At 66.4% G+C, this 24,915-nt stretch carries 23 protein-coding genes; 11 read left to right on the top strand and 12 right to left on the bottom strand.

From position 1 onward, the window contains the following. The 4 genes from LQV16_RS02805 to LQV16_RS02790 form a co-directional block, all read right to left on the bottom strand. On the bottom strand, positions 1–467 hold a 467-nt coding region (locus tag LQV16_RS02805; RefSeq protein WP_229992414.1), incomplete at its 3' end, for a hypothetical protein. 323 nt (positions 468–790) lie between these two features. After that, positions 791–1,972 carry an NAD(P)/FAD-dependent oxidoreductase gene (locus tag LQV16_RS02800; RefSeq protein WP_229992413.1) on the bottom strand — a complete coding sequence of 394 codons (1,182 nt, stop codon included), beginning with the start codon at positions 1,970–1,972 and terminating at the stop codon, positions 791–793. Beyond that, the gene (locus tag LQV16_RS02795) at positions 1,965–2,675 is read right to left on the bottom strand and encodes a class I SAM-dependent methyltransferase (RefSeq protein ID WP_290369316.1); all 711 of its coding nucleotides are present in this window, start codon (positions 2,673–2,675) and stop codon (positions 1,965–1,967) included. Before LQV16_RS02795 ends, LQV16_RS02800 begins: the two co-directional genes overlap by 8 nt. Positions 2,676–2,737: 62 nt before the next feature. Next, positions 2,738–3,973, bottom strand: coding sequence for a type III polyketide synthase (locus tag LQV16_RS02790; protein ID WP_229992412.1), 1,236 nt, complete (start codon positions 3,971–3,973; stop codon positions 2,738–2,740). 104 nt (positions 3,974–4,077) lie between these two features. Between LQV16_RS02790 and LQV16_RS02785 the strand changes: the two genes are divergently transcribed. From LQV16_RS02785 to LQV16_RS02770, 4 genes are all read left to right on the top strand, one after another. After that, positions 4,078–4,527: a helix-turn-helix transcriptional regulator gene (locus LQV16_RS02785; protein WP_229992411.1), complete on the top strand. Its 450-nt coding sequence runs from the start codon at positions 4,078–4,080 to the stop codon at positions 4,525–4,527. Next, positions 4,524–4,943, top strand: coding sequence for a VOC family protein (locus LQV16_RS02780; protein WP_229992410.1), 420 nt, complete (start codon positions 4,524–4,526; stop codon positions 4,941–4,943). The genes LQV16_RS02785 and LQV16_RS02780 overlap by 4 nt, the downstream gene beginning before the upstream one ends. 139 nt (positions 4,944–5,082) lie before the next feature. Continuing rightward, positions 5,083–7,473, top strand: coding sequence for an excinuclease ABC subunit UvrA (locus LQV16_RS02775; RefSeq protein WP_229992409.1), 2,391 nt, complete (start codon positions 5,083–5,085; stop codon positions 7,471–7,473). A 156-nt stretch (positions 7,474–7,629) separates the two neighbouring features. Continuing rightward, positions 7,630–8,217 carry a TetR/AcrR family transcriptional regulator gene (locus LQV16_RS02770; protein WP_229992408.1) on the top strand — a complete coding sequence of 196 codons (588 nt, stop codon included), beginning with the start codon at positions 7,630–7,632 and terminating at the stop codon, positions 8,215–8,217. Between the two features lie 62 nt (positions 8,218–8,279). Here LQV16_RS02770 and LQV16_RS02765 read toward each other — a convergent pair whose 3' ends face one another. From LQV16_RS02765 to LQV16_RS02740, 6 genes are all read right to left on the bottom strand, one after another. Further along, entirely contained in the window at positions 8,280–10,019 is a 1,740-nt protein-coding gene (locus LQV16_RS02765) for a CocE/NonD family hydrolase (RefSeq protein ID WP_229992407.1), read from the bottom strand. After that, on the bottom strand, positions 10,012–10,980 hold the full coding sequence (locus LQV16_RS02760) for an MBL fold metallo-hydrolase (RefSeq protein WP_229992406.1): 969 nt from the start codon (positions 10,978–10,980) through the stop codon (positions 10,012–10,014). The genes LQV16_RS02765 and LQV16_RS02760 overlap by 8 nt, the downstream gene beginning before the upstream one ends. Next, positions 10,977–11,909, bottom strand: a complete 933-nt coding sequence (locus LQV16_RS02755) for an alpha/beta hydrolase (protein WP_229992405.1) — start codon at positions 11,907–11,909, stop codon at positions 10,977–10,979. Before LQV16_RS02755 ends, LQV16_RS02760 begins: the two co-directional genes overlap by 4 nt. A gap of 5 nt (positions 11,910–11,914) precedes the next feature. Further along, positions 11,915–13,042, bottom strand: a complete 1,128-nt coding sequence (locus tag LQV16_RS02750; RefSeq protein ID WP_229992404.1) for an FAD-dependent monooxygenase — start codon at positions 13,040–13,042, stop codon at positions 11,915–11,917. A gap of 72 nt (positions 13,043–13,114) precedes the next feature. Beyond that, positions 13,115–14,068 (bottom strand): phosphotriesterase, encoded by a 954-nt coding sequence (locus LQV16_RS02745; RefSeq protein WP_229992403.1) that lies wholly within the window; start codon positions 14,066–14,068, stop codon positions 13,115–13,117. Between the two features lie 50 nt (positions 14,069–14,118). Further along, positions 14,119–15,129 carry a phosphotriesterase gene (locus LQV16_RS02740; RefSeq protein ID WP_229992402.1) on the bottom strand — a complete coding sequence of 337 codons (1,011 nt, stop codon included), beginning with the start codon at positions 15,127–15,129 and terminating at the stop codon, positions 14,119–14,121. Positions 15,130–15,445: 316 nt separating this feature from the next. Here LQV16_RS02740 and LQV16_RS02735 point away from each other — a divergent pair, with 316 nt between their 5' ends. The 7 genes from LQV16_RS02735 (at position 15,446) to LQV16_RS02705 (ending at position 22,493) form a co-directional block, all read left to right on the top strand. After that, on the top strand, positions 15,446–17,167 hold the full coding sequence (locus LQV16_RS02735) for an MFS transporter (protein ID WP_229992401.1): 1,722 nt from the start codon (positions 15,446–15,448) through the stop codon (positions 17,165–17,167). Positions 17,168–17,227: 60 nt separating this feature from the next. After that, positions 17,228–18,400 (top strand): cytochrome P450, encoded by a 1,173-nt coding sequence (locus tag LQV16_RS02730; RefSeq protein WP_229992400.1) that lies wholly within the window; start codon positions 17,228–17,230, stop codon positions 18,398–18,400. After that, positions 18,397–18,591: a ferredoxin gene (locus tag LQV16_RS02725; RefSeq protein WP_229992399.1), complete on the top strand. Its 195-nt coding sequence runs from the start codon at positions 18,397–18,399 to the stop codon at positions 18,589–18,591. Before LQV16_RS02730 ends, LQV16_RS02725 begins: the two co-directional genes overlap by 4 nt. After that, positions 18,588–19,832, top strand: a complete 1,245-nt coding sequence (locus tag LQV16_RS02720) for an NAD(P)/FAD-dependent oxidoreductase (protein WP_229992398.1) — start codon at positions 18,588–18,590, stop codon at positions 19,830–19,832. The genes LQV16_RS02725 and LQV16_RS02720 overlap by 4 nt, the downstream gene beginning before the upstream one ends. Before the next feature lie 28 nt (positions 19,833–19,860). Then, positions 19,861–20,475, top strand: coding sequence for a TetR/AcrR family transcriptional regulator (locus LQV16_RS02715; protein ID WP_229992397.1), 615 nt, complete (start codon positions 19,861–19,863; stop codon positions 20,473–20,475). A 5-nt stretch (positions 20,476–20,480) separates the two neighbouring features. Continuing rightward, complete coding sequence (locus tag LQV16_RS02710) at positions 20,481–20,954, top strand: MarR family transcriptional regulator (RefSeq protein WP_229992396.1); 474 nt, start codon at positions 20,481–20,483, stop codon at positions 20,952–20,954. 87 nt (positions 20,955–21,041) lie between these two features. Next, a complete protein-coding gene (locus tag LQV16_RS02705; protein ID WP_229992395.1) occupies positions 21,042–22,493 on the top strand; it encodes an MFS transporter in 1,452 nt (483 codons plus the stop codon). 35 nt (positions 22,494–22,528) lie between these two features. On the opposite strand, the gene LQV16_RS02700 is transcribed toward LQV16_RS02705, so the two are convergent. Both LQV16_RS02700 and LQV16_RS02695 read right to left on the bottom strand, forming a co-directional pair. Continuing rightward, positions 22,529–23,305 (bottom strand): SDR family oxidoreductase, encoded by a 777-nt coding sequence (locus LQV16_RS02700; protein WP_229992394.1) that lies wholly within the window; start codon positions 23,303–23,305, stop codon positions 22,529–22,531. Between the two features lie 27 nt (positions 23,306–23,332). Then, positions 23,333–24,712 carry an MFS transporter gene (locus LQV16_RS02695; protein ID WP_229992393.1) on the bottom strand — a complete coding sequence of 460 codons (1,380 nt, stop codon included), beginning with the start codon at positions 24,710–24,712 and terminating at the stop codon, positions 23,333–23,335. Positions 24,713–24,915: the final 203 nt, after the last annotated feature.

The raw sequence follows: 24,915 nt of genomic DNA, 5'->3' as shown, positions 1-24,915 counted from the left end.
AACAGGATTCCATGGGCCACCCCGACGACCTTCAACGGGATCACCCCGTCCGGCGGCGGGGTCGCCGGGGCGGGCCGGGGTTGTTTTTGGTACTCCTGCGCAGATGACGCTCCGGCTGCGCTCAAGGGTCGGTCACATTCCTCGCAGCGGGTCCGCGCTCCGATATCGGCCAACAACGTCACGAGGAGCCCTCTGGGGGCGTTGCGCCAGTTGTCGGCCACAACGTGGCACCACGCCGTATGGTACTCGCTCCCGTACTTCATCACGTAGACCTGATCATCGCCGAGGAGGGGCGCGCCCTCCTGCCGGGCGGCGGGCTCGACCGGCTTGATTTCGCCGAGACCTCTGGCATCTGCATGGGCGGGGCGGCCGGTCTTGAGGTATTTGCGGATGAAGGGATTGAGCTGCCGATTTGGTCGTGGAATTCCGGAACCTTCCTGTGCGGCGGGAGTGCGTTCGCAACACACCCTTTACCCCCGATCCACCCTGCTGGGCGGCCCCAGGGGCTCGAACTGGCGCTGAGCGATGTCGCGCCGTTGTCAGGCTGGACTATCAAAAGAACTCTGCAAAAAACTCCGAGTTACGGCACCTGGATCGAGTTCGGGGCCACAACTGACCGACTGCGGTTCCGATGCACGGTTTGGGCTCGGCAACTCAGGATGCCCTGGCGCGTCGAACGTGAGCACCCCACCAAATTCTCCCGCATGTGCGGGTGAATTTCAAAAGGTGTCGGCGGGTGTCTTCGATGAGCAGCGACGGGCGGGAGGCCGCGGGGCAGCAACCGGGATCCTCACTGCATCGTGAAGCGGCGGGCGATCAGTGCATTCACCGCCGGAACTGCGGCGACGCCTCCGATGGCCCGGTTCCGCAACCCCAAGAGGCCGTCCGTGAGGGGCCGGCCCAGGGCCATATTGATTTCGGCCTGGCGTGCGGCCCTCGCCGCCGCCCGCAGCCGGGTGCGTTCGAAGTTCTTCAAGGCGCCGTCTACCTGCTGGCGGCGCATGGCGGCCGTTGCGATCGGTACCAGCGCCGCAGCGTCGAGCCAGCCCAGGTTCATGCCCTGCCCGCCGATGGGACTGACCTCATGGGCCGCATCCCCGATCGTCACCACCCGGCCGGTCACCATCCGGCGGGCCAGGCGCGTGCGGACGCCGAAGCTGCTCAGCATGCTGTTGGTTCCGGCGTCGATGTCGAGTCCTGTCCGCTCGCGTACGCAGCGCATGAGCCACAGGGCGTCGCCGCCCTGACTGTCGCCGCACTGGCCGCCCGCGGTGGCGCCGCCGGCAGCAGGGGGGTCGCCGGCGCCCAGCCGCACCACCCAGCGGCGGAGATGACCGGGCAAGGGAAACGACTCCACGATGCCGGCCCCGGCCAGGAAGAGCGCGGCGTCCGGACCGAACCCGGTGTTGTCCGCGAAGTCACCCATGAGGTAGCTGTCCGGGTACTCTTTGGCTCGCAAGGCGACGCCCTGCAGCGCCCGCACTGTGGAACGCACGCCGTCGGCGGCAATGACCAGCGGCGCCGCATAGCTCAAGGTGCCGCGCCCGGATACGGCTTCCACGGTGACGCGGGCGCCGTCGTCGGACAGCCGGATGAGGCGGACGCCGCGGTGCAGGGCGCCGTCGTTGAGCTCATTGACCCGCCGTTCCAGCAGCGCCTCCGTGCGGCCCTGGGGCAGGGACAGGACGAACGGAAAACGGTCCGAGACACCGGCAAAGGACATCTGGGCGAGGCATTTCCCGCCGGCGAGGGCGACTCCGCGGCGGATCGGGACGCCTTCGGCAACCAGGGCCTCGGAAACTCCGGTTCCCGCGAGCGCAGCCAACGCCGGCGGATGGATGCCGATGGCACGCGAGTGCGGTTCCGGTGCGCTCCGCTGTTCCAGGATCTGCACATCCACGCCTTCCTGCAGCAGCAGCGCGGCCATGAACAGTCCCACCGGACCAGCACCGATGATCAGCACTTCAGCCACGGGCAGCGGGCCTCCCCGGATAGTCGCCGTCGGGAGTGTCCAGCAGCAGCAGGTTCCGGAATGGCGCGTGGCGGGCCACTGTCCAGCCGGGGGGAGCGGCGGCGGCCAGCTCCGCGGCAGTGTAACTTCGACGGATTGAGGTCAACCCGTCCCGCCGGATGTAGGAGCCTGTGAGCACCCAGGAGCCGGCAAAGAAGAGCGCGTAGGCGGCGGGGCTGCGGCGGATGTCGTTGTGGATGACGGTGCCATTGGACAACATGGCACACTCGCTAAGGAACGTTCCCAGCCCGCTGAGGTGGTGCAGCACATGGTTGGACACCACGACCTCGTACCGCTGGCCCCCTGCGAGCAGCTCGGCAGAGCTCGCCTGGCGAAACGTCACGTCCGCCGTAGCGTGGCGGGCGCGGGCGAACAGGATGGCCCGCGGATCCGGGTCAATGGCAGTGACTTCCAGGCGCAGCCCGTCCCGGGCGGCCCATTGGGCAAGCAGCACCGAAACGTCGCCCCCGCCGCAACCGATGTCCAGCAGGGACGTGGGGGAGTCCGCGGACAGCCGCGGCCGGATCCGGGTCCGATAGATGCCGCGCCAACCGGCCACTGCGCGGTTGACGAGCGCAAACTGGGCATAAGTGCGCTCCAGCCGGCCGGGATCGCAGCCGGGCAGGTCCATTTCCTCGACGGCGTCTGACGCGCGGTCCCGCAAGAGGGCCGCCCGGAGGTGTTCTGGGATCTGCTTCGCGCTGAACGGTTTCAGTGTGGCCGCTTTCAGACCCGTACCGCTACTGGTTCCGCCGGTTCCGCCGCGGACTCCTGCCGCGGGTTGTCAGCAGGTCGCGGGGCAGCCAGCCTGGTGAAGAGTGCCGTTTCGACCGTCAGGCCCGGGCCGAAGGCCATGGAGCAGATCCGTTCCACGCCCGGGCCGCCGGGGCTGGCCGGGCTGGTCCCGGCGTCGTCCGCCGCCGGCAGGTCCAGGATGTGCTTGATGACGAACAGGACGGTGGCGCTGCTCATGTTGCCGAAGTTCCGCAGGGTTTCGCGGGCGGGGACGAGTTGTTCGTCGCTGAGGTCCAGCCTGGACTGGACCTTGTCCAGGATGCTCCGGCCGCCCGGGTGGATGCCCCAGTGCTGGATGTCCCGGTAGGGGAGTCCCTGCAGCGAACTGTCGCGGGACAGGAGAGGTTCGAGGGCGCCGATGATGTGGTCATCGATGATGTGCGGGACATAGTTTCCCAGCACCATCTCGAAGCCTTCGTCGCCGATGTTCCAGGCCATCGAGTCCTCCCCGACGGGCGTCAGAACGGTTTCGAAGTGGTCCAGCCGCAGCAGGGCTGGTTCGCCAGGGATGTCCCGCGCCGTGATGATGGCCGCAGCGGCGCCGTCGGCAAACAAGGCCGATCCCATGATGGTGTCCGGGTCATTGGAGGTCCGGACGTGGAGGGAACAGAGTTCGGCGCAGACCACCAGCACCGCCGCATCCGGGTCCGCTTCACAAAATGACTTCGCGGCCCGCAGCGCCGGGAATGCGGCGTAGCAGCCCATGAAACCGAGGTGGTACCGCTGGACGGCCGGGTTCAGGCCGAGGGCCCGGACAATCTTGTAGTCCGGGCCCGGATTGAAGAATCCGGTGCAGGAGACGGTGATCAGGTGGGTGATGTCCTGCGCATCGACTCCCGGACAGGCATCCAGGGCTTTTTGGGCGGCCTCAATGAAGAGCTTGGTCGCTTCCGTGGCGAAAATGCCGTTGCGGGTCTTGGTGCTGGGGCTGAGCACCAAGCCGGTGGCCGGGTCGAAGAACTGGGGATCTTCCGCCCGGCTGTCCTTGGTGAGTTCCTCGACTGCCGTATGCCGGGTGTCGATGGCGGCGGAGTCAAAGCAGGTGTTGACCAGCCGGGATCCGAGCCGAGTGAGGCCCGGCTGGGCGGCGAACACCGCCCTGGCCTCGGACTGGACCAGGATGGTTGGCGGGACTGCAGTTTCTAAGGACCTCAGGTAGACCGTCATGGTTCATTCTCAGTGAGGCCGCCGCCAAAGACAATGGAACGACTTGAGATTTGGGACCACGGCCGGGGTGGACAACTTCGGCGCGAAGTAGCACCATCTCACATGTGACCAGCAAACCCGACCCGGCGCAGCACTTGCGCGACCTCGCGCTGCTACGCCGCGTCCGTGACCGGATGGACCGGGAGTACCCGCAACCGCTCGACGTCGAGGCCCTCGCCCGCGGTGTGCACATGTCCGCCGGGCACCTCAGCCGCGAGTTCCGCCTCGCGTACGGCGAGTCACCGTACAGCTATCTGATGACGCGGCGCATCGAGCGCGCCATGGCGTTGCTGCGCCGCGGCGACCTGAGCGTCACCGACGTCTGCTTCACGGTCGGCTGCTCGTCGCTGGGCACCTTCAGTACCCGTTTCACCGAACTGGTCGGCGTACCGCCCAGCGTCTACCGGCGCGAGGCGGCGCGCGCGACCGCGGGGATGCCGTCCTGCGTGGCGAAACAGGTCACCAGACCGGTCAGGAATCGAGAAGTGCCGGCCCCCGAAGCGCAGCTAGCATGAATTTCATGGACATCAACATTCACGCGAGTTTCCTCCCACACAACGATCCCGACGCCGCCGTCGCCTTCTATCGCGACACACTCGGTTTCGAGGTCCGCAACGACGTCGGATACGGCGGGATGCGCTGGATCACGGTCGGCCCGGCCGACCAGCCGGGCACGGCCATCGTCCTGGAGCCGCCGGCCGCCGACCCCGGTATCACCGACGACGAGCGCCGCATCATCGACGAGATGATGGCCAAGGGCACCTACGCCCGCATCCTCCTGGCCACCAAGGACGTCGACGCTACCTTCGAACGGCTCCAGGCCAGCGGCGCCGAGGTGGTCCAGGAGCCGACAGAGCAGCCCTACGGAGTCCGCGACTGTGCCTTCCGCGATCCCGCGGGCAACCTGATCCGCATCCAGCAGCCGCTCTGAGCCGTCCGCGGACGCGGCAAGGCGGACGCGGGCAAGGCGGACGCGGGACAAGAAGGCACAGAGCCGGAAGCTGGTTAGATAGAGCAAAGCGACGCTGAGGGAGTCCGCGCAGGCGGCCCCGCAAACAGATGGAGACACCATGAGCATGGCCACCGGGGCGGACACGCAGTCGCCTGCGCAGCATGTTGCTGACACCCACGATTTGATCAGCGTACAGGGCGCGCGCGAGAACAACCTCAAGGACGTCAGCATCGAGATCCCGAAGCGCCGGCTGACGGTGTTCACCGGCGTCTCCGGCTCGGGCAAGAGCTCCCTGGTGTTCGCCACGATCGCCGCAGAGTCGCAGCGGATGATCAACGAGACCTACAGCGCCTTCGTGCAGGGCTTCATGCCGACGTTGTCGCGGCCGGAGGTGGACCACCTCGAGGGATTGACGACGGCGATCATCGTCGACCAGGAGCGGATGGGCGCCAACCCCCGGTCCACCGTCGGCACCGTCACCGATGCCAACGCCATGCTGCGCATCCTCTTCAGCCGGCTGGGATCACCACACGTGGGACCCCCCACGGCGTTTTCCTTCAACGTCCCGACGCGGAAGGCAAGCGGCGTGATGAGCACCGAGAAAAGCGGCCGGGTCGAGAAGAATGTGGTGCACGACGCGGTTTACCTGGGCGGCATGTGTCCGCGCTGCGAGGGCATGGGCTCGGTCTCCGACTTCGACCTCACTGCGCTCTACGACGACTCCAAGTCGCTCGCTGGCGGTGCCCTGACAATCCCCGGCTACAGCATGGACGGCTGGTACGGCCGCATCTTCAGCGGCGCCGGCTTCGACATGGACAAGCCGATCGCGAAGTTCACCAAAAGGGAAATGCACGACCTGCTCTACAAGGAACCGACCAAGATCAAGGTTGAGGGCATCAACCTGACGTATGAGGGGCTGATCCCGAAGATCCAGAAGTCCATGCTGTCCAAGGACGTCGAGGCGATGCAGCCCCACGTCCGGGCCTTCGTGGAGCGCGCCATCACGTTTCAGGCCTGCCCGGAGTGCGACGGCACGCGGCTCAGCCGGGAGGCCCGGTCCTCGAAGATCCAGGGCAAGAACATCGCCGACCTCTGCGTGATGCAGATCAGCGACCTGGCCGCGTGGGTCCGCGAGCTCGATGCGCCTTCGGTCGCGCCGCTCCTGAACGGCTTGCGGCACCTGCTCGACTCGTTCGCCGAAATCGGGCTGGGTTACCTCTCCCTGGACCGGCCGGCGGGCACGCTGTCCGGGGGAGAGGCCCAGCGCACAAAGATGATCCGGCACCTGGGCTCGTCCCTCACAGATATCACCTACGTCTTTGACGAGCCGACGATCGGCCTGCACCCGCACGACATCGAGCGGATGAACCAGCTGCTGCTGCAGCTGCGCGACAAGGGCAACACCGTGCTTGTCGTCGAGCACAAGCCGGAGACCATCGCGATAGCCGACCACGTCGTTGACCTCGGTCCCGGCGCAGGCACCGAGGGCGGCAGTGTCTGCTTCGAGGGAAGCGTGGAGGGGCTGCGGGGGAGTGACACCATCACCGGCCGCCATCTCGACGACCGGGCCGCGGTAAAGGAATCGGTACGCCCGTCCTCGGGCGCACTGGAGGTCCGTGGTGCCTCCACCAACAATCTCCAGGGTGTGGATGTCGACATCCCGCTCGGCGTGCTCTGCGTGGTCACCGGCGTCGCCGGCTCAGGGAAGAGCTCGCTGATCCACGGCTCGGTGGACGGACGCGACGGTGTGGTGGTAATCGACCAGGGTGCCATCAAGGGGTCGCGCCGCAGCAACCCCGCGACGTACACGGGCCTCCTCGAGCCGATCCGCAAGGCATTCGCGAAGGCCAACGGCGTGAAGCCGGCGCTGTTCAGCTCCAACTCGGAAGGCGCCTGCCCCACCTGCAACGGCGCGGGTGTCATCTTCACCGAACTCGGTGTCATGGCCACCGTCGAGTCCATCTGCGAGGACTGCGAGGGCAAGCGATTCCAGGCCTCGGTGCTGGAGTACAGGCTGGGCGGCTACAACATCGCCGAAGTGCTGGCAATGTCGATGACCGAGGCCGAGGTGTTCTTTGGCGAAGGGGAAGCCCGCACGCCGGCGGCCCACAAGATCCTCGACCGGCTCGTGGACGTCGGGCTCGGCTACCTCACCCTCGGCCAGCCGCTCACCACGCTATCCGGCGGTGAGCGGCAGCGCGTCAAGCTCGCCACCCAGATGGCAGAGAAGGGTGACATCTACGTCCTCGACGAGCCCACCACCGGCCTGCACCTCGCCGACGTCCAGAACCTGCTGGGCCTCCTGGACCGGCTCGTCGACTCCGGCAAGTCGGTTATCGTCATCGAGCACCACCAGGCGGTCATGGCGCACGCCGACTGGATCATCGACCTCGGCCCCGGTGCCGGCCACGACGGCGGCAGGCTTGTTTTCGAGGGCACCCCCGCCGACCTCGTCGCTGCCCGCGCCACGCTCACCGGCCAGCACCTGGCGGCCTACGTCCGTTCGTGACCCGCCCGGTCATTGCCGCGGCCGCGGTTGCGGCTCCGGGTGCCACCGGATCGCTCCGATGGCACCCGGAACTGCGGGCAGCCCGCCGCTGCTGCTCAACCGATTCGGTATCGGCGGATTCCAGCGTGGTCTGAGAATGTGGACTAATCTGGGGCCGTGGCAAGCATTCGAGAAGCTCAAAAGCAGATGACCCGCCGACTTTTTCTCGAGAAGGGGCTGGAGCTTTTCGAGGAAAAGGGGTTCGCCGCCACCACGGTGGATGACATTGCCGCTGCCGTAGGCACCACCAGGGCAACCTTCTATTCGCATTTTCCGTCCAAGGCCCAGCTCATGCGCTCGCTCGTCGAGCGGTCCAACGAGATACTGACCGATGCCGATGTGCCGCCGCTGCATTCGGTGGTGGAATCCGGGGACCGCAAGCTGATCAGGGTCTGGCTTGCACGGAAATTTGACCAATGGGCCGACATCCGTCCCTATGTGGTGGCGGCGCACCAGGCCGCGGCCAGCGAACCGGACATCCAGGCCGCTTTGGATCAGTGGTTCGACCTGGCAATCGATGACATGCAGGCCGGCCTGGACCGGGCCGGGCGTTTTGACCCACCCAGCCGCCGTGTCCGGTGCACGCTGGCCTTCGGAGAACTGGAGTTCTTTTCCCGGCGCTGGATGCGGCTCGGTTGGACCGTAGACCGCGACACTTCTCTGGATCTGATGGTCGAGAACTGGTGCTTCCTGCTGGCTGAGTGAGCAGGAAGCACCGGGGCGCAGTCTATTGACTGCGCCCCGGCGTTTTCAGGTGCCCCACGACATCAGTGCCCCTGGTCTTCCGCCGCCTTGCGTGTGGTGAACGGCAGGACCAGCCTGGACTGGTGGGCGGCGTCGCGGTAGATCTTATGGGTGACGGGCCGGCCCACGGGCAGGTGGAAGGCATCCGGCGGCAGCAGCGCATTGTGCTCGTCGGCCAGCGGCTCGCCGTTGGACAGTTCCACCGTCAGCTTGTGCCCCGGCTTGAACGTGTTCGCGAACGGATAGAGGCGCAGCACGTACTCCTCGATCGTCCCCGGCTCCACCGGCACGGAACGGGTGTGCGCGTGGTACGGGTTGCCCTCGGTGGTTCGCTCGTCGAGTTCGCGGTGCGAGGCCTTCAGGTAGCCGCTGGTGATCAGCTGGCGCGGGCCGTTGGGAGCGTAGTCCCACAGGCGCAGGATGAAGTTGGTGTCCGGCTGGTCGATCTCGGCGAAGATGTGCGCGGCACCGGCGCCGATCATCTCCGTGTCCTCCTCGAAGACAGGGGTGGACCAGCTGATGATCTCCACCTTGTCCGTCACCGTCAGCGGCGCCTGGTAGAAGCCGTCCGGGGCGGCGTACTCCGCCCCCATCGGCTCGGGCTGTTCGGACAGCGTGTGGCGCGGGCGCAGATAGAGGGACTTGTACTCGATGTCCTTCGGCGGCCACGCCTCGGCGGTCACCACCTCCCGGGAACCCTCCACAAAGACGCTCACGGCCGGTTCGTCCATGACGCCGTTGTCGATGCCCTTGATCCAGTAGTCGTACCACCGGAACATCTTGTCGTGCTCCTCGATAAAGGGACGCGACTGCATCGGCGGGTAGGGACCGATGTCCAGCTTCTTGGGGCCCTTCAGCTTATTGAACAGCTCGATCGTGCCATCCAAGGTCCAGCCGCGGCCCTGGTCGAGCTGCAGCCAGACCGGGATGTCGATGTTCGGGGCCAGCGAGACGGGGTTGCGCTCCTCGTACCAGTCCCCGTCCAGCTCGTTCATCACGATGTCGAACCAGACCTCATGATTCTTCGGGTAGTTCAGGACATGGACCAGGTTCGGCCAGGCGGCCACGTCCGGATCCTGCAGCCGCTCCTGGACCAGCTTCTTCAGTTCATCGGGGGAGTACTTCTCGATCATGCGGGACTTCACGCCGTCGGTGAACGCCCAGCCGGAGTCGCCGCCGCGGCCCTCGCGGGCGGCGCGCGGCATGAACCACATGACGCCGCCGTGGTAGGTGGTCTCGTAAAAGTCGTAGTGGCCGCCGGAGACGAAGATCGCCTTCAGGTGCGGCGGGCGCTCGGCCGCGGCCAGCACCTGCATGGAGCCGAAGTAGGAGATGCCGACCATGCCGACGTTGCCGTCGCACCACGGCTGCTCGGCGACCCATTCGATGAAGTCGTACGCGTCCTGGCCCAGGGAGACGCCGCCGGCGTTGTAATTGCCGATGTGCTCGCCGCCGGAGTGGCCGGAGCCGCGCAGGTCGCCGATGACGTGGACGTAGTCCTCCTTGACGATGCGGGCGATGTCCCCGGCCTCGATGCAGCCGTCCCACATGGGGCTGGGGCGCCGCTGCGGCGGGGTGGTGAGGGCCAGCGCCTGCAGCTCCTTGCCGTAGGGGCTCAGTGCCACCAGGGCGGGCCGCGGCTTGTCCTCAGTACCGTGATAGGCGTCCGCGGCGAGCTCGACGCCGTCCCGCATCGGGACCCGGAGATCCTTGCGGACAGCAATCTTTTCCCCGCCGGCATCCAGCATCTTTAGGTCATCCATGGGTGCGTAGCTCCTCATGCTTGGTCATTTGGTCAAAGGTTGTGCGGTAGCCGTGGAGCGTCGTGAAGAACGGGGACGGCTCCAGGCTGGGGTCCCCCGCGTAGCCGAGTTCTTCAGCAACGCGGGCGAAGGGCGAGTATGGCGAGTCCGTGTCCTGCAGCCCGGCGTCCAGGCAGCGGCAGGCCGCGTCACCGACACGGGCCTCGATCTCTTGGCTCGCCTGGAGCGCTTCCCTGGCCTGTTCCGCGTCGAGCTCGACGCCATACGGCGTGCCGTCCGCGCGGCGGTACGGGTGCCCGAGGTAGAGATGCTGCGGACGGATCTCCTCACGCAGGTACTGAAGGCCTGCGCGATAGCCGGCCGGGTCCACGAAACCGGGGAACCCGTTGGCCGCGCCGTGGACCTGGACGGCGTCGCCGACGAACACGTCGTCCTGCCCGTCGATGACATAGGCGACCGACCCGGGGGTATGTCCCGGGATTGAGTGAACGGAAACGGTGACGTCACCACCGAGGGAGATTCTCTCTCCGCCCCGCACCAACAACGTCGGTTCCATCTCGCCGGAGATAACCGCGTCCGCGGCGGCCGACAGCCTCGATTCACCGTCAGGGTCGTGCAGGTACTGCGCCCGGCCGGCGACGTATTCGTCCACGTGCGCCCTTCGCGAGCGCAGCAGCGGCGCGTCGGCCTCGTGGATAACGACCTGCGCGCGCCGTCCGGTGAGTTCCCACAGGGCGTGGGCACCGCCGACGTGGTCGATATGCCCGTGAGTCAGCAGGATCCAGCGGACGTCCTCGATCCGGCGGCCGATCGCCGCCAGCGCGGGCGCCAGTCCTTCCGCGGGCGAGGATGCGATCCCAGTGTCCACGATGGCGGGCTCCGGGGCGTCGATGAAGAAGCTGTAGAGACCGAACCGGCCCCACGGCGAGACGATGGGATGAACAGCGACTGCCGGCGTCATTGCCCGGCGTTCCCGTCCAGGAAGGCGGCCGTCTCACCGAACGCCCGGTAGAACTCCGGGAGCCAGGAAAAGTTTGCGACGAAGCCGTGGTTTGCCCCCGCGTAACGGCTGACCGTCGCGTCCACGCCGGCCTCCGTCAGTCGCTGGCCGTAGAGTTCGCCCTCATCGCGCAGGGGATCGTACTCGGCGGTGATGACCAGGGCCGGTGGCAGGCCGGCGAGATCCTCGCGCTTGATGGGGGAGACGAGGGGATCCGACGGATCCGCCCCGTTCCCGAGGTAGAAGGAGTTGAACGGCAAAAGGCCCGCCGTCTCCAGCCCGTACCCCTCAGCGTTCTCCCGCAGTGAGGCGTAGCGGTCGACGTCGAAGTCCAGGTCCAGGGACGGGTAGAAGAGGACCTGGTGCGTGATGAGATCAAACCCGTCGTCGTGTGCTTGCGCGGCGACGGCCGCGACGAAGTTGCCACCCGAGCTGTCACCGGCGATGGCCAGGTTCTTCCCGTCCCAGCCCAGGCTCGCACCCTGCTCGGCGGCCCACCGGACCACCCCGTAGCAGTCGTCGAGGCCGGCCGGGAACGCGGCCTCCGGGGCGAGGCGATAGCCGACCGAGATGACCTTGTGGCCGGTCTCCCTCGCCAGCGACCGTGCCACGTGGTCGTGGGTGTCCAGGCTGCCCAGGAAGAATGCGCCGCCGTGGAAGTACACCAGCAGGCCGTAGGCGTCCGCCTCGGCAGGCGTGTAGATCCGCACGGGCACCTCGCCCGACGCCGTCACTGCCGTGGCGTCCTCGACAAGGAACAACGGCAGCCGGTCCTCGAGAGGGAGCACCTGCGAAGCCTCCCTGGCGCGCATAGCCGCCGGGTTGAGCGGCGACCCGTCCGGTGCCGGCAGGGTGCCGAGGATTTTGGCGATTTCGGGATGGATGGTCATGGCGTTCACGCTTTCGATGCGGCGGCGGGCTTCTGGGACGTGGGTTTTTGCCCCGGGAAGACGTCATTGACCTCGTCCTCGGACCAGCCCTGGCGGGAGATACGCTGCAGCTCGTCCGTTACCGGCTTGCGGGTTGCCTGGAACAGGGCCAGTGCCTCCTTGACGGAGCCAGCCCCCGCAAGGGCATCGGCGAGCGCGCCGGCGTCCTCGATGGCCGAGTTCGCGCCCTGGCCCTGGTGGTGCAGCATCGAGTGGGCCGCATCGCCCATGACCACGACGGAGTCCGTGTGCCACGAGCTAACCGGGTCTATGTCGTAGACGGCGCGGATGTTCACGGTGTCCATGTCGAGGCCGCGGGCAATGTTGACAATCCGCTCGTCGAAGCCCTCCACTGTCGCCACGAGGTCGTCCTTCGTGATCGTGGGGGCCCAGGTGCTGTCCGGGCACAGTGCGGTGATATCGAACGACATCTGGTTGCGGTGACGCAGCGGCAGCAGGTAGACCTTCGTGCCCCTGCCCATGTACATCCGCAGGTTGTCGTCCACCACCATGCCGTGGGCGTCGTCGGCGGAGATCACAGCGCGGTAGGCGTGTTCGCCCGAGAACACCGGACCCTTGTCGCTGAAGAGCTGCTCACGCACCACGGACTTGATGCCGTCGGCGCCCACCACCAGGTCGGCCTCGACGCTCTTGCCGTTGGTGAACGTCAGGACGGGGCGGCCGCCCTTGTCCTCGATGGTTTCCAGCTTGTGGCCAAGGTGCACCATGCCCTCGGGCAGCACGCCCAGCAGGGCCTCGATGAAGTCGCCGCGGTGGATGAGGTGGGTCTGTGTCTGCTCGCCGAACTCCGGCCAGGTGTCCTTCATGATCGGCTCACCCGTGGCGGTGAGGATTTCGAAGTAGTCGCTCGGCGAGCTTACTTTCGCGATCGCGTCAAAGATGCCCCATTGGCTGAACCGGTGCATGGTGGCGGGACGCAGCCCGATGCCGGCGCCGACCTCCCGCATCTGGGAAGCCTGTTCGTACACGTTGACGTCGGCACCGAGCAGGCTCAGGGCTTTGGCCGCCGCGGCGCCGCCGTACCCCGCGCCGACGATGGCGATGTTGAGGTTCTTGATGTCTTCAGCCTTCATGGTTCATCTCTTTCTTGACGCTTGGCCCGGGCCAAGTGTTGGGGAACGGTGAGTGTGGTGGATTGTCCGGGGTCAGGCGTGAAGCGACAGGAAGTCGGCCGGGTTGTCCTCGAGCAGGAGTTTGAGGGTGGCGTCGTCGATTCCGGCTGCGCGCATGTCGGGGATCATGTCCTCGAAGATGTAGTTGATGGTGTGGCCCTTCACTCCCGGCCAGCCCAGTGGGCTGCAATTTGCGTCGGCCGAGACCAGGAGCTTGTCCGCATAGCCCTTGTTCACGAGGTGGACGAAGTGCTCCATGCGTTCGGCGCGCTTGCGGCCCCAGAACGGCGGATCGGGCAGTTCGAGGTCGTAGCCGAAGGTGTCGAAGCCGATGCGGCCGCCCTGCTCGTAGATCCAATCGTGGGGAGTGATCGGAGCGTTCAGGCCGTCGTCGGCGTGGCCAAAGAGCACGCGGTCCAGCGGGAGGCCCTCTTCGTTGAAAATGTTCACCGCCGGTTCGGGGTCGATGGCCAGGTGGGTCAGGACCGGTGCGCCGGTGACGACGGCGGCGCGGGCCGCGGCCCGGTAGATCCGCTGGTCCAGGTCCGTCATGCGTCCGCCGCGGCTCACACCGACCTTGATGACGCCGGCCTTGGCGCCTGTAGTGCCGATGCCGACGGTGATCTCGTGGATGAACACCTTCGTGAGGTACTCCACGGTGGCACGGGAGAAGTGCGGCAGGGCGGTGTCGCCGCCGACGAAGCCGGTGCAGGCCACGATGTGCACGCCCGTCTTCCGGGACAGTGACTTGTAGTAGTCGACGTCGCGGCCGTTGCAAATGCCCGTGGCGTCCACGAAGGTGCCGCCGCCGTATTCGCGGAATTTCCGCAGTTTCGGCACGGTTTCCTCGTAGGCCTGCTCCGGAGACTTCCACCACTTGGTGTCCAGTTCGGACCCGGGCATGCCGTAGCCGATGTGTTCGTGGACCGCCACGATTTCCAGTTCTTCGGCCGGGATGGTTCCCAGCACGGTGTTGACTTTGGTCATTTCGTTCACCTCGGGGTTCGAAAGCTTGTTGTGTGTGGGCCGCCGCGTGCTTAGCGCACGGTCAGCAGGTTGCGCGGGTTGTCCACGAGGATGCGCCGGGCGTCTTCCTCGCCCAGGCCGTGGGCCTTGAGGAAAGGCATGAAGGTGGTCAGGACGTGGCTGTAGGGCAGGTTGTACTCCGGCAGACCCTTGGCCACGCCGATCGAGTTGCCCGAAAGGATGATCCTTTCGGCATGGCCTGCCTTGACGAGCTCGAGCACCAGTTCGGCGCGATCGTGGTCGGTGAGGTAGTCCGCATGGTCGTTCAGGCCCACGTGGTCGATGCCGACGAAGGCTCCCCGGCCGGCCACTTCCATGGCGGAGCCGGCGCCGTCCTTGCGGTCGAGGCCGCCGACGAGCACCCGGTCGGCCCCGATCTGCTCGTCCAGGACGATGTCCAGATCGTGCAGGGCGTCGGCGCCGAAGCGGATGGAGACCGGGACGCCGGTGTCCCTGGCAGCGCGGGCGGAGCCGCGAAACAGGCTTTCCTCGGTCGGCGTCATACCGGCGCGGTCGGCGGTGGTGGCGATGATGCCAGCGGCGGCGCGGCGCTCGACCCGGGGAACCACCATCCCCTCCTTGACCTCCTTGCCGAAGAGATCACTGAACTTTTCGGCCGGCCACGGGGTGGGCGGGTTGGTCTGGGGCGTCAGGAAGTATCCGCCGAGTTCTTCCTCCGGGCCCAGGCCCGTGGAGGCGACGATGTGGACGCCGGTGGAGCGGGACAGTGCCTCGTAGAGCTTGAGGTCGCGGCCGTGGAACATGCCGGTGCTGTCCACGATCGTCTTCCCGCCGTGCCCGCGGAAGTCCTCGAGTTTCGCGGCCAGGGCCTGGAAGATCTCCGCCCGGTCCATGGAGATCTCCGGTGCGTACTGGGCGCCCGGGACCACCGACAACAAAGCCTCATGGAGCGCCACAACGCCCAGTTCCGAGGCAGGGACGGGACCCAAGACCGTGTTGACGGTTTGCCCGGCGGGGGCGTGGAACGCGTCACCGGTATCGGCGGGTGTGGTGTGGCTCACTTGGCTTCTCCCTTGAGGATCGAGTGCTGCAATGCAGGGGTGCCGCGGAGTTCGACCGTGCCGTCGCTCCCTTGCGGTGCAGTCAGCCTCACATATTTCTTTACATGATGTCAAGGAAATTTGCAGGCCGTACGGCAGCTGAGCATCGGCGTGCTTATGAAACCAACGTTGCGTAAGTGCTCTTGACATCATGTAAACCTTGGCACCACACTGTGGGGAGCGCCACATCTACCTCCGGCCTACCGGCACTTACCCGGTAGGGCACCAGCAACGGCGCACCACCGGAGAATCGACCGGAAACAAAGGAGTTTCATCGATGAGTCAGACCACCACGGTGTCGAGCCGAGGCTCAGTACGAGCGACGTTCGTGGCCGCCTACAGCGCGGTCACACTCGCGCAGATCACCAACGCCCTGCCGGGTGCCCTCAGCGGCACCTTCGCCGCGGAATTCCATACCTCGGGCGCGGGCCTGACCTGGATCGCGGGCATGTTCTTGATGGGTATCGTCGTGTTCGAGCTCAGCTGGGGGCTCCTGGGTGACCTGTTCGGACGCAAGAAGCTTCTGTACATCGGCGCCGGGGTCAGCATCGTCGGCTCCGTCCTTGCTGCGCTGGCGCCGACAACCGAGATGATGATCACCGCGCAGGCCGTCGGCGGCATCGGGGCGGGCATCCTCTTCCCCATTTCGCTGTCCATGATCGCGGCGATCACCCCGGACCACCGGGCGCGGGCCCGGGTCATTGCCACCTGGGCCGGGTTCCTGTCGCTCGGCGCGGTGATCTCCCCCCTGCTCGCCGGCCTCACGGCCCAGTTCTTCACCGTGCCAGGCGCTGCGGCTGGCACGCCGAACGTGTTCAGCGGCTGGCGTGTCGCCTACTTCGTTGCGGCCGCCGTCGCCGTGGGCGTTCTCATCGTCGCGCTCCGGGCGAAGGACTCCGCGGCCGCGGAGGGACGCAAACTCGACCTGCCCGGCCAGTTCACCCTCGCGCTCGGCCTCATCGCCGTGCTTTTTGCGACGGTTCAGGCGGTCGATGCGGGCTTCGGCGCTTCGGATGTCGTCGTTAGCTACGTCATCGGCGGCATCCTTTTGGTCCTCTTCCTCGTCATCGAGACGCGGACCAAACAGCCGCTCATCCACCTTTCCCTGTTCAAGAACAGCGCCTACTCGATCACAGGCGTCGTCGCGGTCACCGGCATGTTTGCCTTCCTCGCGATCTGCTTCAGCACCAGCGTCGCCGTCGGCGGCCTTGCCCTGGCCGAGACCTGGAAGGTCGGGGTGCTGTTCGTCTTCATCCAGGGCCCCGCGTTCGCCTTCATCCCCGTGGTGGGGTGGCTCATCCACCACATAGCGCCGCGCTGGGTGCTCACCTCGGGCTTCGCCTTCATGGCCATCTCCGGCTTTTGGCTCTCGACGTTCTCCCTGGGCGCGCCGGAGGCCTTCGGCGGTACCCCGTGGACGGCCTTCATTCCGCCACTTCTGCTGCTGGGCATCGGATTCGCGCTCACAGTTGGCTCCATCACTTCCGTGGCGATCAACACCGTCCCGCCGCAGCACATCGGCATGGCGTCGGCGACGACGAACCTGCTGCGGGACCTTGGCTTCGCCCTTGGCCCGGTCATCGGCTCGGCCATCGCGTTCAGCATCGGCGCCTCAGCCTTCGCGGGCCCCCTCGGCGGGATCCTCGGCGGGGCGGGGCTGCCCGCCAACGCAGTCGCCGGGCTCTCCCACGTGCCGCCCCTGGGCTATCTCTCGGGCTGGGACGGCGTCATCGCCCAGTTCTCCGGCCAGGCACTGGCCGGGGGCGCGCCCGCCCCTGCTGTCGACGGCATGGTTCAGGCCCTCACCGCCGCGCAGCAGCAGATACAGGGCGTGGCCGGAGCCTCGCTCGGCCAGGGCTTCCAAACGGTCTACCTCGTCGCTGCCATCGCGGCAACAGCCTCCGCCCTCCTCACCCTCTTCATCTCCGCTCGTTCTTCGGCGCCCACCCCCGACGCCATCGCAGAGACGACAGAGGCCACCGCTGAAGTGGCCGTCTGAGACTGACGGCTACACGTCACTACCCACTACCCACAACCCACAATCCGCAAGGAGAACACCGTGACTGCACCCACCGAATCCGGCATCGACATCTGGGCCGACGACGTCCTGGTCGACCCCTACCCCACGTATGCCTCGCTCCGCGAGCAGGCCGCAGTGGTGCACCTTCCCAAGAACGAGCTGTACGTCCTAACGCGCTACGACGTTATCCGTGACGCACTCGGTGATCCGGAGACCTTCTCGTCGACCAGCATCGGCTTCAACCCGATGGTGAACGAGGCGCTGCAGGGCACCTCGCTTGCCTCCGACCCGCCCATTCACACGCAGCTCCGGGCCACGCTGTCACAGAACCTCACCCCCCGCGCACTCCGCGGCCTGAAGGTCGTCATCGACGAAAAGGCGGACCAGCTCGTCGCCGAGCTCGCCGCCAGCGGCAGCTTTGAGGCCATCGACTCCCTGGCCCGGGCCTTCCCGATCGAAATCGTTGCCGACCTCATTGGCTTCAGCGGACACGTCAAGGACAACATGCTGCGCTGGGGCCAGGCCGCGATGCAGGTCATCGGCCCGCTGAACCAGCGCACGCAGGAGAGCTTCCCGATCGCCGGCGAGCTCTACGGCTGGTGCTCGTCGGTCACCGCCGACGACCTCACACCCGGCTCAATCGGCCGCGGAATCTTCGACGCCGAGACACGCGGCGACATTCCCCAAGGCTCTGCGGGGCACATCATCCACCAGTACCTGGGAGCGGGCGTCGACACGACAATCGCGTCAATCGGGAACATCATTGCGCTGTTCGGCCACCACCCCGGGCAGTTCGGGCTGGTCCGGGAGAACCCGGAACTCGTCCCCGCGGCGTTCGCCGAAGTGCTGCGCTACTGGGCACCGGTCCACATCTGGGGCCGCAGGGCAACCCGCGACGTGGAAATCGACGGAGCCACGATTCCTGCCGGGGCGCAGGTGGGCATCCTCTTCGGCGCCGGCAACCGGGACCCGCGGCACTACGAGAATCCCGACACCTTCGACGTGATGCGCAACCCGGTGGACCACCTGTCCTTCGGCTATGGACCGCACGGCTGCGCCGGCCAAGGCCTGGCGAAACTTGAAGCCCATGCGATCATTGAGGCCCTTGCCCGCAGGGTGAAAACGCTGACGATTTCCGATGAAGTCCGGGAGCCGAGCAACATCACGCGGAGCCTCGAGTTGCTCCAGGTCACCAAGGTGGTGGCAGCATGAGGATCCAACTCGACCGGCCGCGCTGCGAGGGACACGGCCTCTGCGAAGAGGCCGCTCCCCGGCTGATGCACCTCGACGACGACGGCGAGCTGGTAATCGACGTTCCGGACGCGGAAGGGGCTGACCTGGACGCCGCGAAGGCGGCGGTAAGGGTCTGCCCGGTTGCCGCGCTGCGGTTGGCCGCGGCATGACGATGCGCAGGATAGTGGTGGTTGGCAACGGCATCGCCGGGCTCACGGCCTGCGACTCGCTGCGCTCGGCCGGCTTCGATGGTGAGCTCACTGTTGTGGGCGCCGAGCGCCACCATCCCTACAGCCGGCCAGCCCTCTCCAAGGCGCTGCTGCACAGTGTTGATGGGGACAGTGTTGATGGGAACAGCGTCGATGGGAAAAGCGACGATGTACTCCAGGCCCATGTGCTCCCCGAGCCGACCCACGAAGCAACCGAGCTGCTCGGAGTCAGCGCCACGGGCCTGGACGTTGACGCCCGGCTGGTTCGCCTGGACGGGGGCGATGAGCTGCCGTATGACGGCCTCGTCATCGCTTCCGGTTCCCGGGCGAAGCGCCTCGCCCCGGGGCAAGGAGCAGCTGGACCGCGACAGGACGGCTCCCTCCGGGAGCTCACCCTGCGCACCATCGAGGATGCGATCCTGCTCAAAGAGCTGGCCGCATCGCGCCCGTCAGTTATTGTGGTCGGCGGCGGACCGCTCGGCGTTGAGGTCGCGTCCGGTTGCCTGCACGTGGGCTGCGAGGTCACCCTCGTCTCCGACGTCAAGCCGCTCTCGCGTCAGCTTGGCGACCATCTGGCCGACATCTTCACCTCCGCCGCCGTCCGGCGCGGACTGCGGGTGGTTGGCGGTGGGAAGGCCCGTCTTCTCGATCACGGTACCGGGGCAAAAGTCGTCCTTGCCGACGGCACCGAACTGGAGGCGGACCTTGTGGTCACCGCTATCGGCGACGAGCCAAACATCGGCTGGCTGGCTGGCTCGAACCTCCTCGTCGACGGGCAGCTGCGTGTCGACTCGCGCGGCAGGCTCCGGCCGGACATCGTCGCCGCCGGCGACGTGGCGTTCTTCCCGACCCGTCGAGGGGTGGAACGGGTGCCCCTCTGGACCAGCGCCATCGACCAGGCCAAGATCGCCGCCGTCGGCCTGCTCAAGGGTGACGCGGCGCCCGAGTTCGACTTCCAGCCGTACTTCTGGACAGAGGGCTTCGGCCTGTCGCTCAAGTCGGTGGGCTTCGCGCCGGTTGTCGGGACTCCCGATTTCTGCGAGCCCGGCGAGAGTGCGGATTCGATGCTGCTGCGCTGGGACAACATGGACGGTTCAGGCACCGCCGTCGCGATCAACTACCGGATCCCCATCCCCAAACTGCGCCGGCTGGCCGACGTCGGTCCGGCCGCGGTGCGTCCGGCGGCGCCAGCTCGTGTCTGACGCCGCACAACACCGTTAGGATTGATCCATGTCGTCGTTGCGAGAGGCCCAGAAGCAGCTGACCCGCGACGTGATCGTCGAACGGGCACTTGAACTCTTCACCGAGAAGGGCTACGCCGCGACGACGATCGATGAGATTGCCGCTGCGGCAGGAACCACCCGGGTGACTTTTTACGCCTACTACCCCTCGCGCAGCGACCTGATGCGGGACTTCATGGCGCGCGTCAACGCTGTGCTGGACCGCGCGGACGGCCCCGAACGGGGATCGACCGCGGCCGAGCTCGTCGACGTCGTGCGCGCAGGCGAGCTGCCGGGCATCCTGGCCTGGCTGGAGTCGCGGGCGGCGCTCTGGCCAGTCTTCCGCCCGTACCTCGACGTGCTCGAGGAGGCAGCCGCCGTTGATCGCGAGGTGCGCGCCCTGGTCGAGGGATGGCATGAGGAGGTCATCTCCGATCTCGTGCGCGGAATGGAGCTGGCAAGTCGCTTCTCGGAGGAGACGCGCCACATTCGCGGCACTCTCGCGTTCACCTCGCTCGACTACGTCGCCACGCTCTGGACACGACGGAAGTTTGAACCAAACCGCGACCACGCACTCGAGGTGCTCGCCGACAACTGGTACCACCTGCTCTGCGACGAAGGCTGAACCGGATGGAAAGTATGGGCGCAGCCGAAGTACCGGCGAAGGCTGTGGACCACCGGTCCCTGGCCGTCTCGGTGATCGACATTTCCTCCGATATCCGCCGGAAATCGCACAATGACACCGGCGTCCGGCCGCTGTCCAATGGCGTGCTGGAAATCCTCCGGGTCATCGAGAACCACCCCGGCATCACCGTTGCGGACGTTGCCTCGCGTCTCGGGCGGCAGTTCAGCAACGTCAGCGTCCAGCTCCGGGAGCTGGTCGCCGCGGGCCTTGTCACCCGCACCCGCGACGCAGCCGACAAGCGGTACGTCGCCCTCCACCCCACGGCGGAGTCCCAGCGGATCAAGACCCTCCTTGAGGGCGCCTGGGCGGAAGCGCTGGAGTCGGCGAGTTCCCGGCTGCTGCCCGAAGAGCGCGAGCAAATCGCCGCCAGCCTGCCGGCCCTGCAGCGCCTCGCCTCGATCATCGCCGAGCCCGAGTAGCGCACATCACCTCCACGCCCTGCCTACGAACTCATGCGAAGTAGTTATACTTTTGTAAGTATTAATACTTGAAGGGTGGATTTTGATATGGCAACACAGCTAGCAGATGCAGGGACAAAGCAGGGGAGCAGGCCCAGCAGCAGCTGGTGGGCGCTGGTATTCCTGGCCCTCGCACAGTTCATGGTGGTCCTGGACGGCACGATCGTGAACCTGGCACTGCCGCGTCTCCAGATCGAGATGGGGATCAGTGACTCGGCGCGTTCCTGGGTGGTCACGGCCTACGCACTGGCCTTCGGCGCCTTCCTGCTGCTCGGAGGCCGGATCGCGGACTTCTGGGGCCGGAAACGGACCTTCCTCGTGGCCGCCGCAGGTTTCGCGGTCGCGTCTCTGCTCGGCGGCATCGCGCAACAGCCCTGGGAACTGATCGGTGCGCGCGCCCTGCAGGGCGTGTTCGCTGCGCTGCTGGCCCCCGCCGCCCTGGCGCTGCTGAACGTCGCCTTTCCGGGCGGAAAGGACCGCGGCACGGCGTTCGCGATCTTCGGCTCCATCACTGGCGTCGGTGCCGCCGTCGGCGTCCTGCTGGGAGGTTTCCTGACCGAACACGCGAGCTGGCGCTGGTGCTTCTTCGTGAACGTGCCGATCGCCGCCATCGCCCTCGCCGGCGTGTGGTCTCTGGTCAGCGAAAGCAAGGCCCAGGGGTCCACCAAATATGACTGGCCCGGCGTCGTCCTGGCCGCCCTGGGTTTGGGGTCCCTCGTCTACGGCTTCACCAATGCGGAGCACGGCTGGGATGCCCCCGAAGCCTGGGGATTCATTGCAGCCGGCGTCGTACTCATGGCACTCTTCGTCCTGGTCGAGGCCACCGTCAAGCACCCGCTCCTGCCGCTGCGCGTGGCCACCGAGCGCAACCGCGGAGCGGCGTTCCTGGCCTCGTTCCTGTCCGGCGCGGTCCTGATCGGCGGCATTCTGTTCATCAACTTCTACATCCAGATTGTGCTTGGCTTCGCCCCGTTCCTCGCCGGGCTTGCTTCCCTGCCCATGACGGTGGCACTGATCATCACGGCGGGGGTTGTCGCGAAGAACCTGCCGAAGCTGGGTGCAAAGATCCCGACGGCCGCGGGTCCGGTCTTCATGGCGGCGGCGATGCTCTGGCTCACGCAGGTCAGCGCCGAGGGCCTCTACCTCGTCAACATGCTGCCCGCGCTCCTTCTCCTGGGTGTCGGGCTTGGCATGGTGTTCGTGCCGATGCAGAACCTGGCGCTGTTCGGCGTGGACAAGGATGATTCCGGTGTGGCCAGCGCCTTGGTCAACGCCTCGCAGCAGATCGGCGGCTCCCTCGGCATCGCTCTCTTCAGCACCATCGCGGCCGCGGCCGGCGGTGTCTCACTGGCGGCCCTCTCAGACGGCTACGCCAAGGTGTTCCTCTGGGCCGCAGGTGTTGCGATCCTGATCGCTCCGATTGCCCTGCTGCTCATCAACATCGACCGCAAGAAGTTCACAGGCACCGACGGCGACGCCCCGATCGTCCACCTGGGCTGAGCCCCGTCTTGCGCAGATGACTCAGTTCGCAAGGGTCAGGAAATCTGCAGTCCTCCGTTAATGTCATACGTCGCGGCCGTGATGAAGCCGGCATCCTCGCCCAGCAGGAACACCATCAGCGCGGCGATGTCCCGTACGGTTCCCACCCGGCCCACCAGGATGTCGGCAGCCATGGCGGCTTTTCGCTCATCCGTGAGTGTTCCACCCATGATGTCCGTGTCCACGGGGCCGGGAGCCACGCAGTTGACGGTGATTCCGTGCTGGCCCATTTCCCGGGCCAGAGCCCGTGTGAAACCGATGATGGCAGCTTTCGAGGCACTGTAAGCCACCTTGGAGTAGGTGCCGCCTCCGCGCTGGGCGGAGATGGACGAGACGCTCACGATCCTTCCTAGCTTCCGCTCGATCATGCCCTTGAGCACCCGCTGGGATACCAGGAACGTGCCGGTCATGTTGATTTTGAACACCCGCTCCCACGCCCCGAGCGTCTCGTCCATGAACTCCGTGGGTGAGCTGATACCTGCCAGGTTGGCCAGGCCAACGATCGGCGGCAGGGTGGATTCAACCTCGTCAATGGCGGCGTTGACGGCCTCCGGGTCGGAGACGTCCGCGCCCACGCCAATCGCCTGGACACCGTAAACGGCGGTGATTTCCTCCGCTGCGTTCCGGGCTGCGTCGCCGTCGACATCCAGGATCGCAACCGCCCAGCCTCCGCTGGCGAGCATTTCCGCCGTCGCCCGTCCGATGCCGCGGGGAGAGGCCGCGCCGGTCAGCACGGCGGTCCGCTTCACCGGAAACGCTTTTTGCTGAGTCATGTCCCTTAGCCCTTCGTCGCCTGATTGTCAGTTCTGGATGTCGAAGTCGTCGGAAGCTACAGCTTCTTCCCCGACCGTGGAGGGCGTACCGGGCTTCACATGTCCCTCCGGGCGCTTGCGTGCGTAGAGATAGGTCGCGACGGCCGTGATGCCGAGGCAGGCCGACAGGAACACGAGGCCGGAACGGTTATCGCCCGAGGCGTCATTTAGCAGCCCCACGGCGTAGGGAGCCACGAACCCGCCCAGATTACCGAGCGAATTCACCATGGCCAGCCCGGCTGCTGCCGCAGCACCGACCAGGGCAGTCGCGGGCATGGCCAGGAACGGGGCAATAGCGGAGTAAATGCCCATGGCCGCCAGCGTCAGGGCCATCAGTGCCAGGATCGCGTTGACCTCGACCAGGTAGCCGGCAGCCAAGAGGCCGATGGCCGCCATGATCATGCTCAGGGTCGCGTGCAAGACCCGGTTACCGGTACGGTCCGAGCGCTTGCCCCAGAAGTACACAAAGATCGCCGCAATCGTGTAGGGGATGGCAACGATGAAACCGACCTGCGTGGTGCTGAAGTCCCCGAGTGCGGCAACGATCGTCGGCATCCACAGTCCGAGGCCGTAGATACCGCAGACCAGCCCGAAGTACAGCGCTGCGTAGGCAATAGTCCGGGGGTCCTTGAGGCCGGCCAGGAAGTGATGGGGCTGCCCCTTCTGCTTGTGGGCCAGCTCATCGTCCATGGTCCTGGTCAGCCATTCGCGCTCATCGTCGGCCAGCCAATGCGCCTGGCTGGGGCGGTCGGTCATCAGGACCGGGGTCAGAATCCCGAGGATGATGGCGGGGATGCCCTCAACAATGTAAAGCCACTGCCACCCCTGCAGGCCAAGAATGCCGTCCATCTGCAGCAGCAGGCCCGAAACCGGAGCACCAAGGGCATTGGACACAGGCTGCGCCAGGATGAAGATGCCCAGCACCGTGACGCGCTGGGCGGCCGGGAACCACAGCGTCAGGTAGAACAGGATGGCGGGGAAGAACCCTGCCTCGGCGGCACCGAGCAGGAACCGGACGATGTAGAAGCTGGTTTCGCCGTTCACCAGGCACATGGCGGTCGCAAAGATGCCCCATGAGATGAGGATCCGGGCGATCCATTTGCGGGCGCCGAACCGGTACATGCCGGCGTTGCTCGGGATTTCCAGCAGCGCGTAGCCGAGGAAGAAGATGCCCGCGCCGAGGCCGTATGCCGATGCGCTCAGGCCAATGTCCTCGCTCATGGTCAGCTTCGCGAAGCCGACATTGTTCCGGTCCAGGTACGCAATGAAGTAGAGCAGGACGATCAGTGGCATGATGCGGCGGCGCGCCCTGCGCAGCGTGCGCTGGCCGAGTTCGTCGAGATGATTGGCAGGATTGATGGAAGTCATGGTTCACCTCGCTGTGAGAAACGAGCCCCGCCGGGGTTCCTCAGCGGAACAGCTCATATTTACCACTCTGCTCCGCAATAGTCACCACACTGAGTAATCGCACATGCAGATGGTTACCGGGATGGAAAATTGCCGGCGGTCCCTGCGATATTTAAACCGGAAAAGCCCCCTCGGGTGAGGGGGCCTTTCCGGTCTGCTGCTGG

This window comes from Arthrobacter sp. Bi26, from assembly GCF_918697925.1.
Lineage (GTDB): Bacteria > Actinomycetota > Actinomycetes > Actinomycetales > Micrococcaceae > Arthrobacter.
Note: the sequence above shows the minus strand (reverse complement) of the source record. Positions and strands in the feature narration are given on the sequence as shown.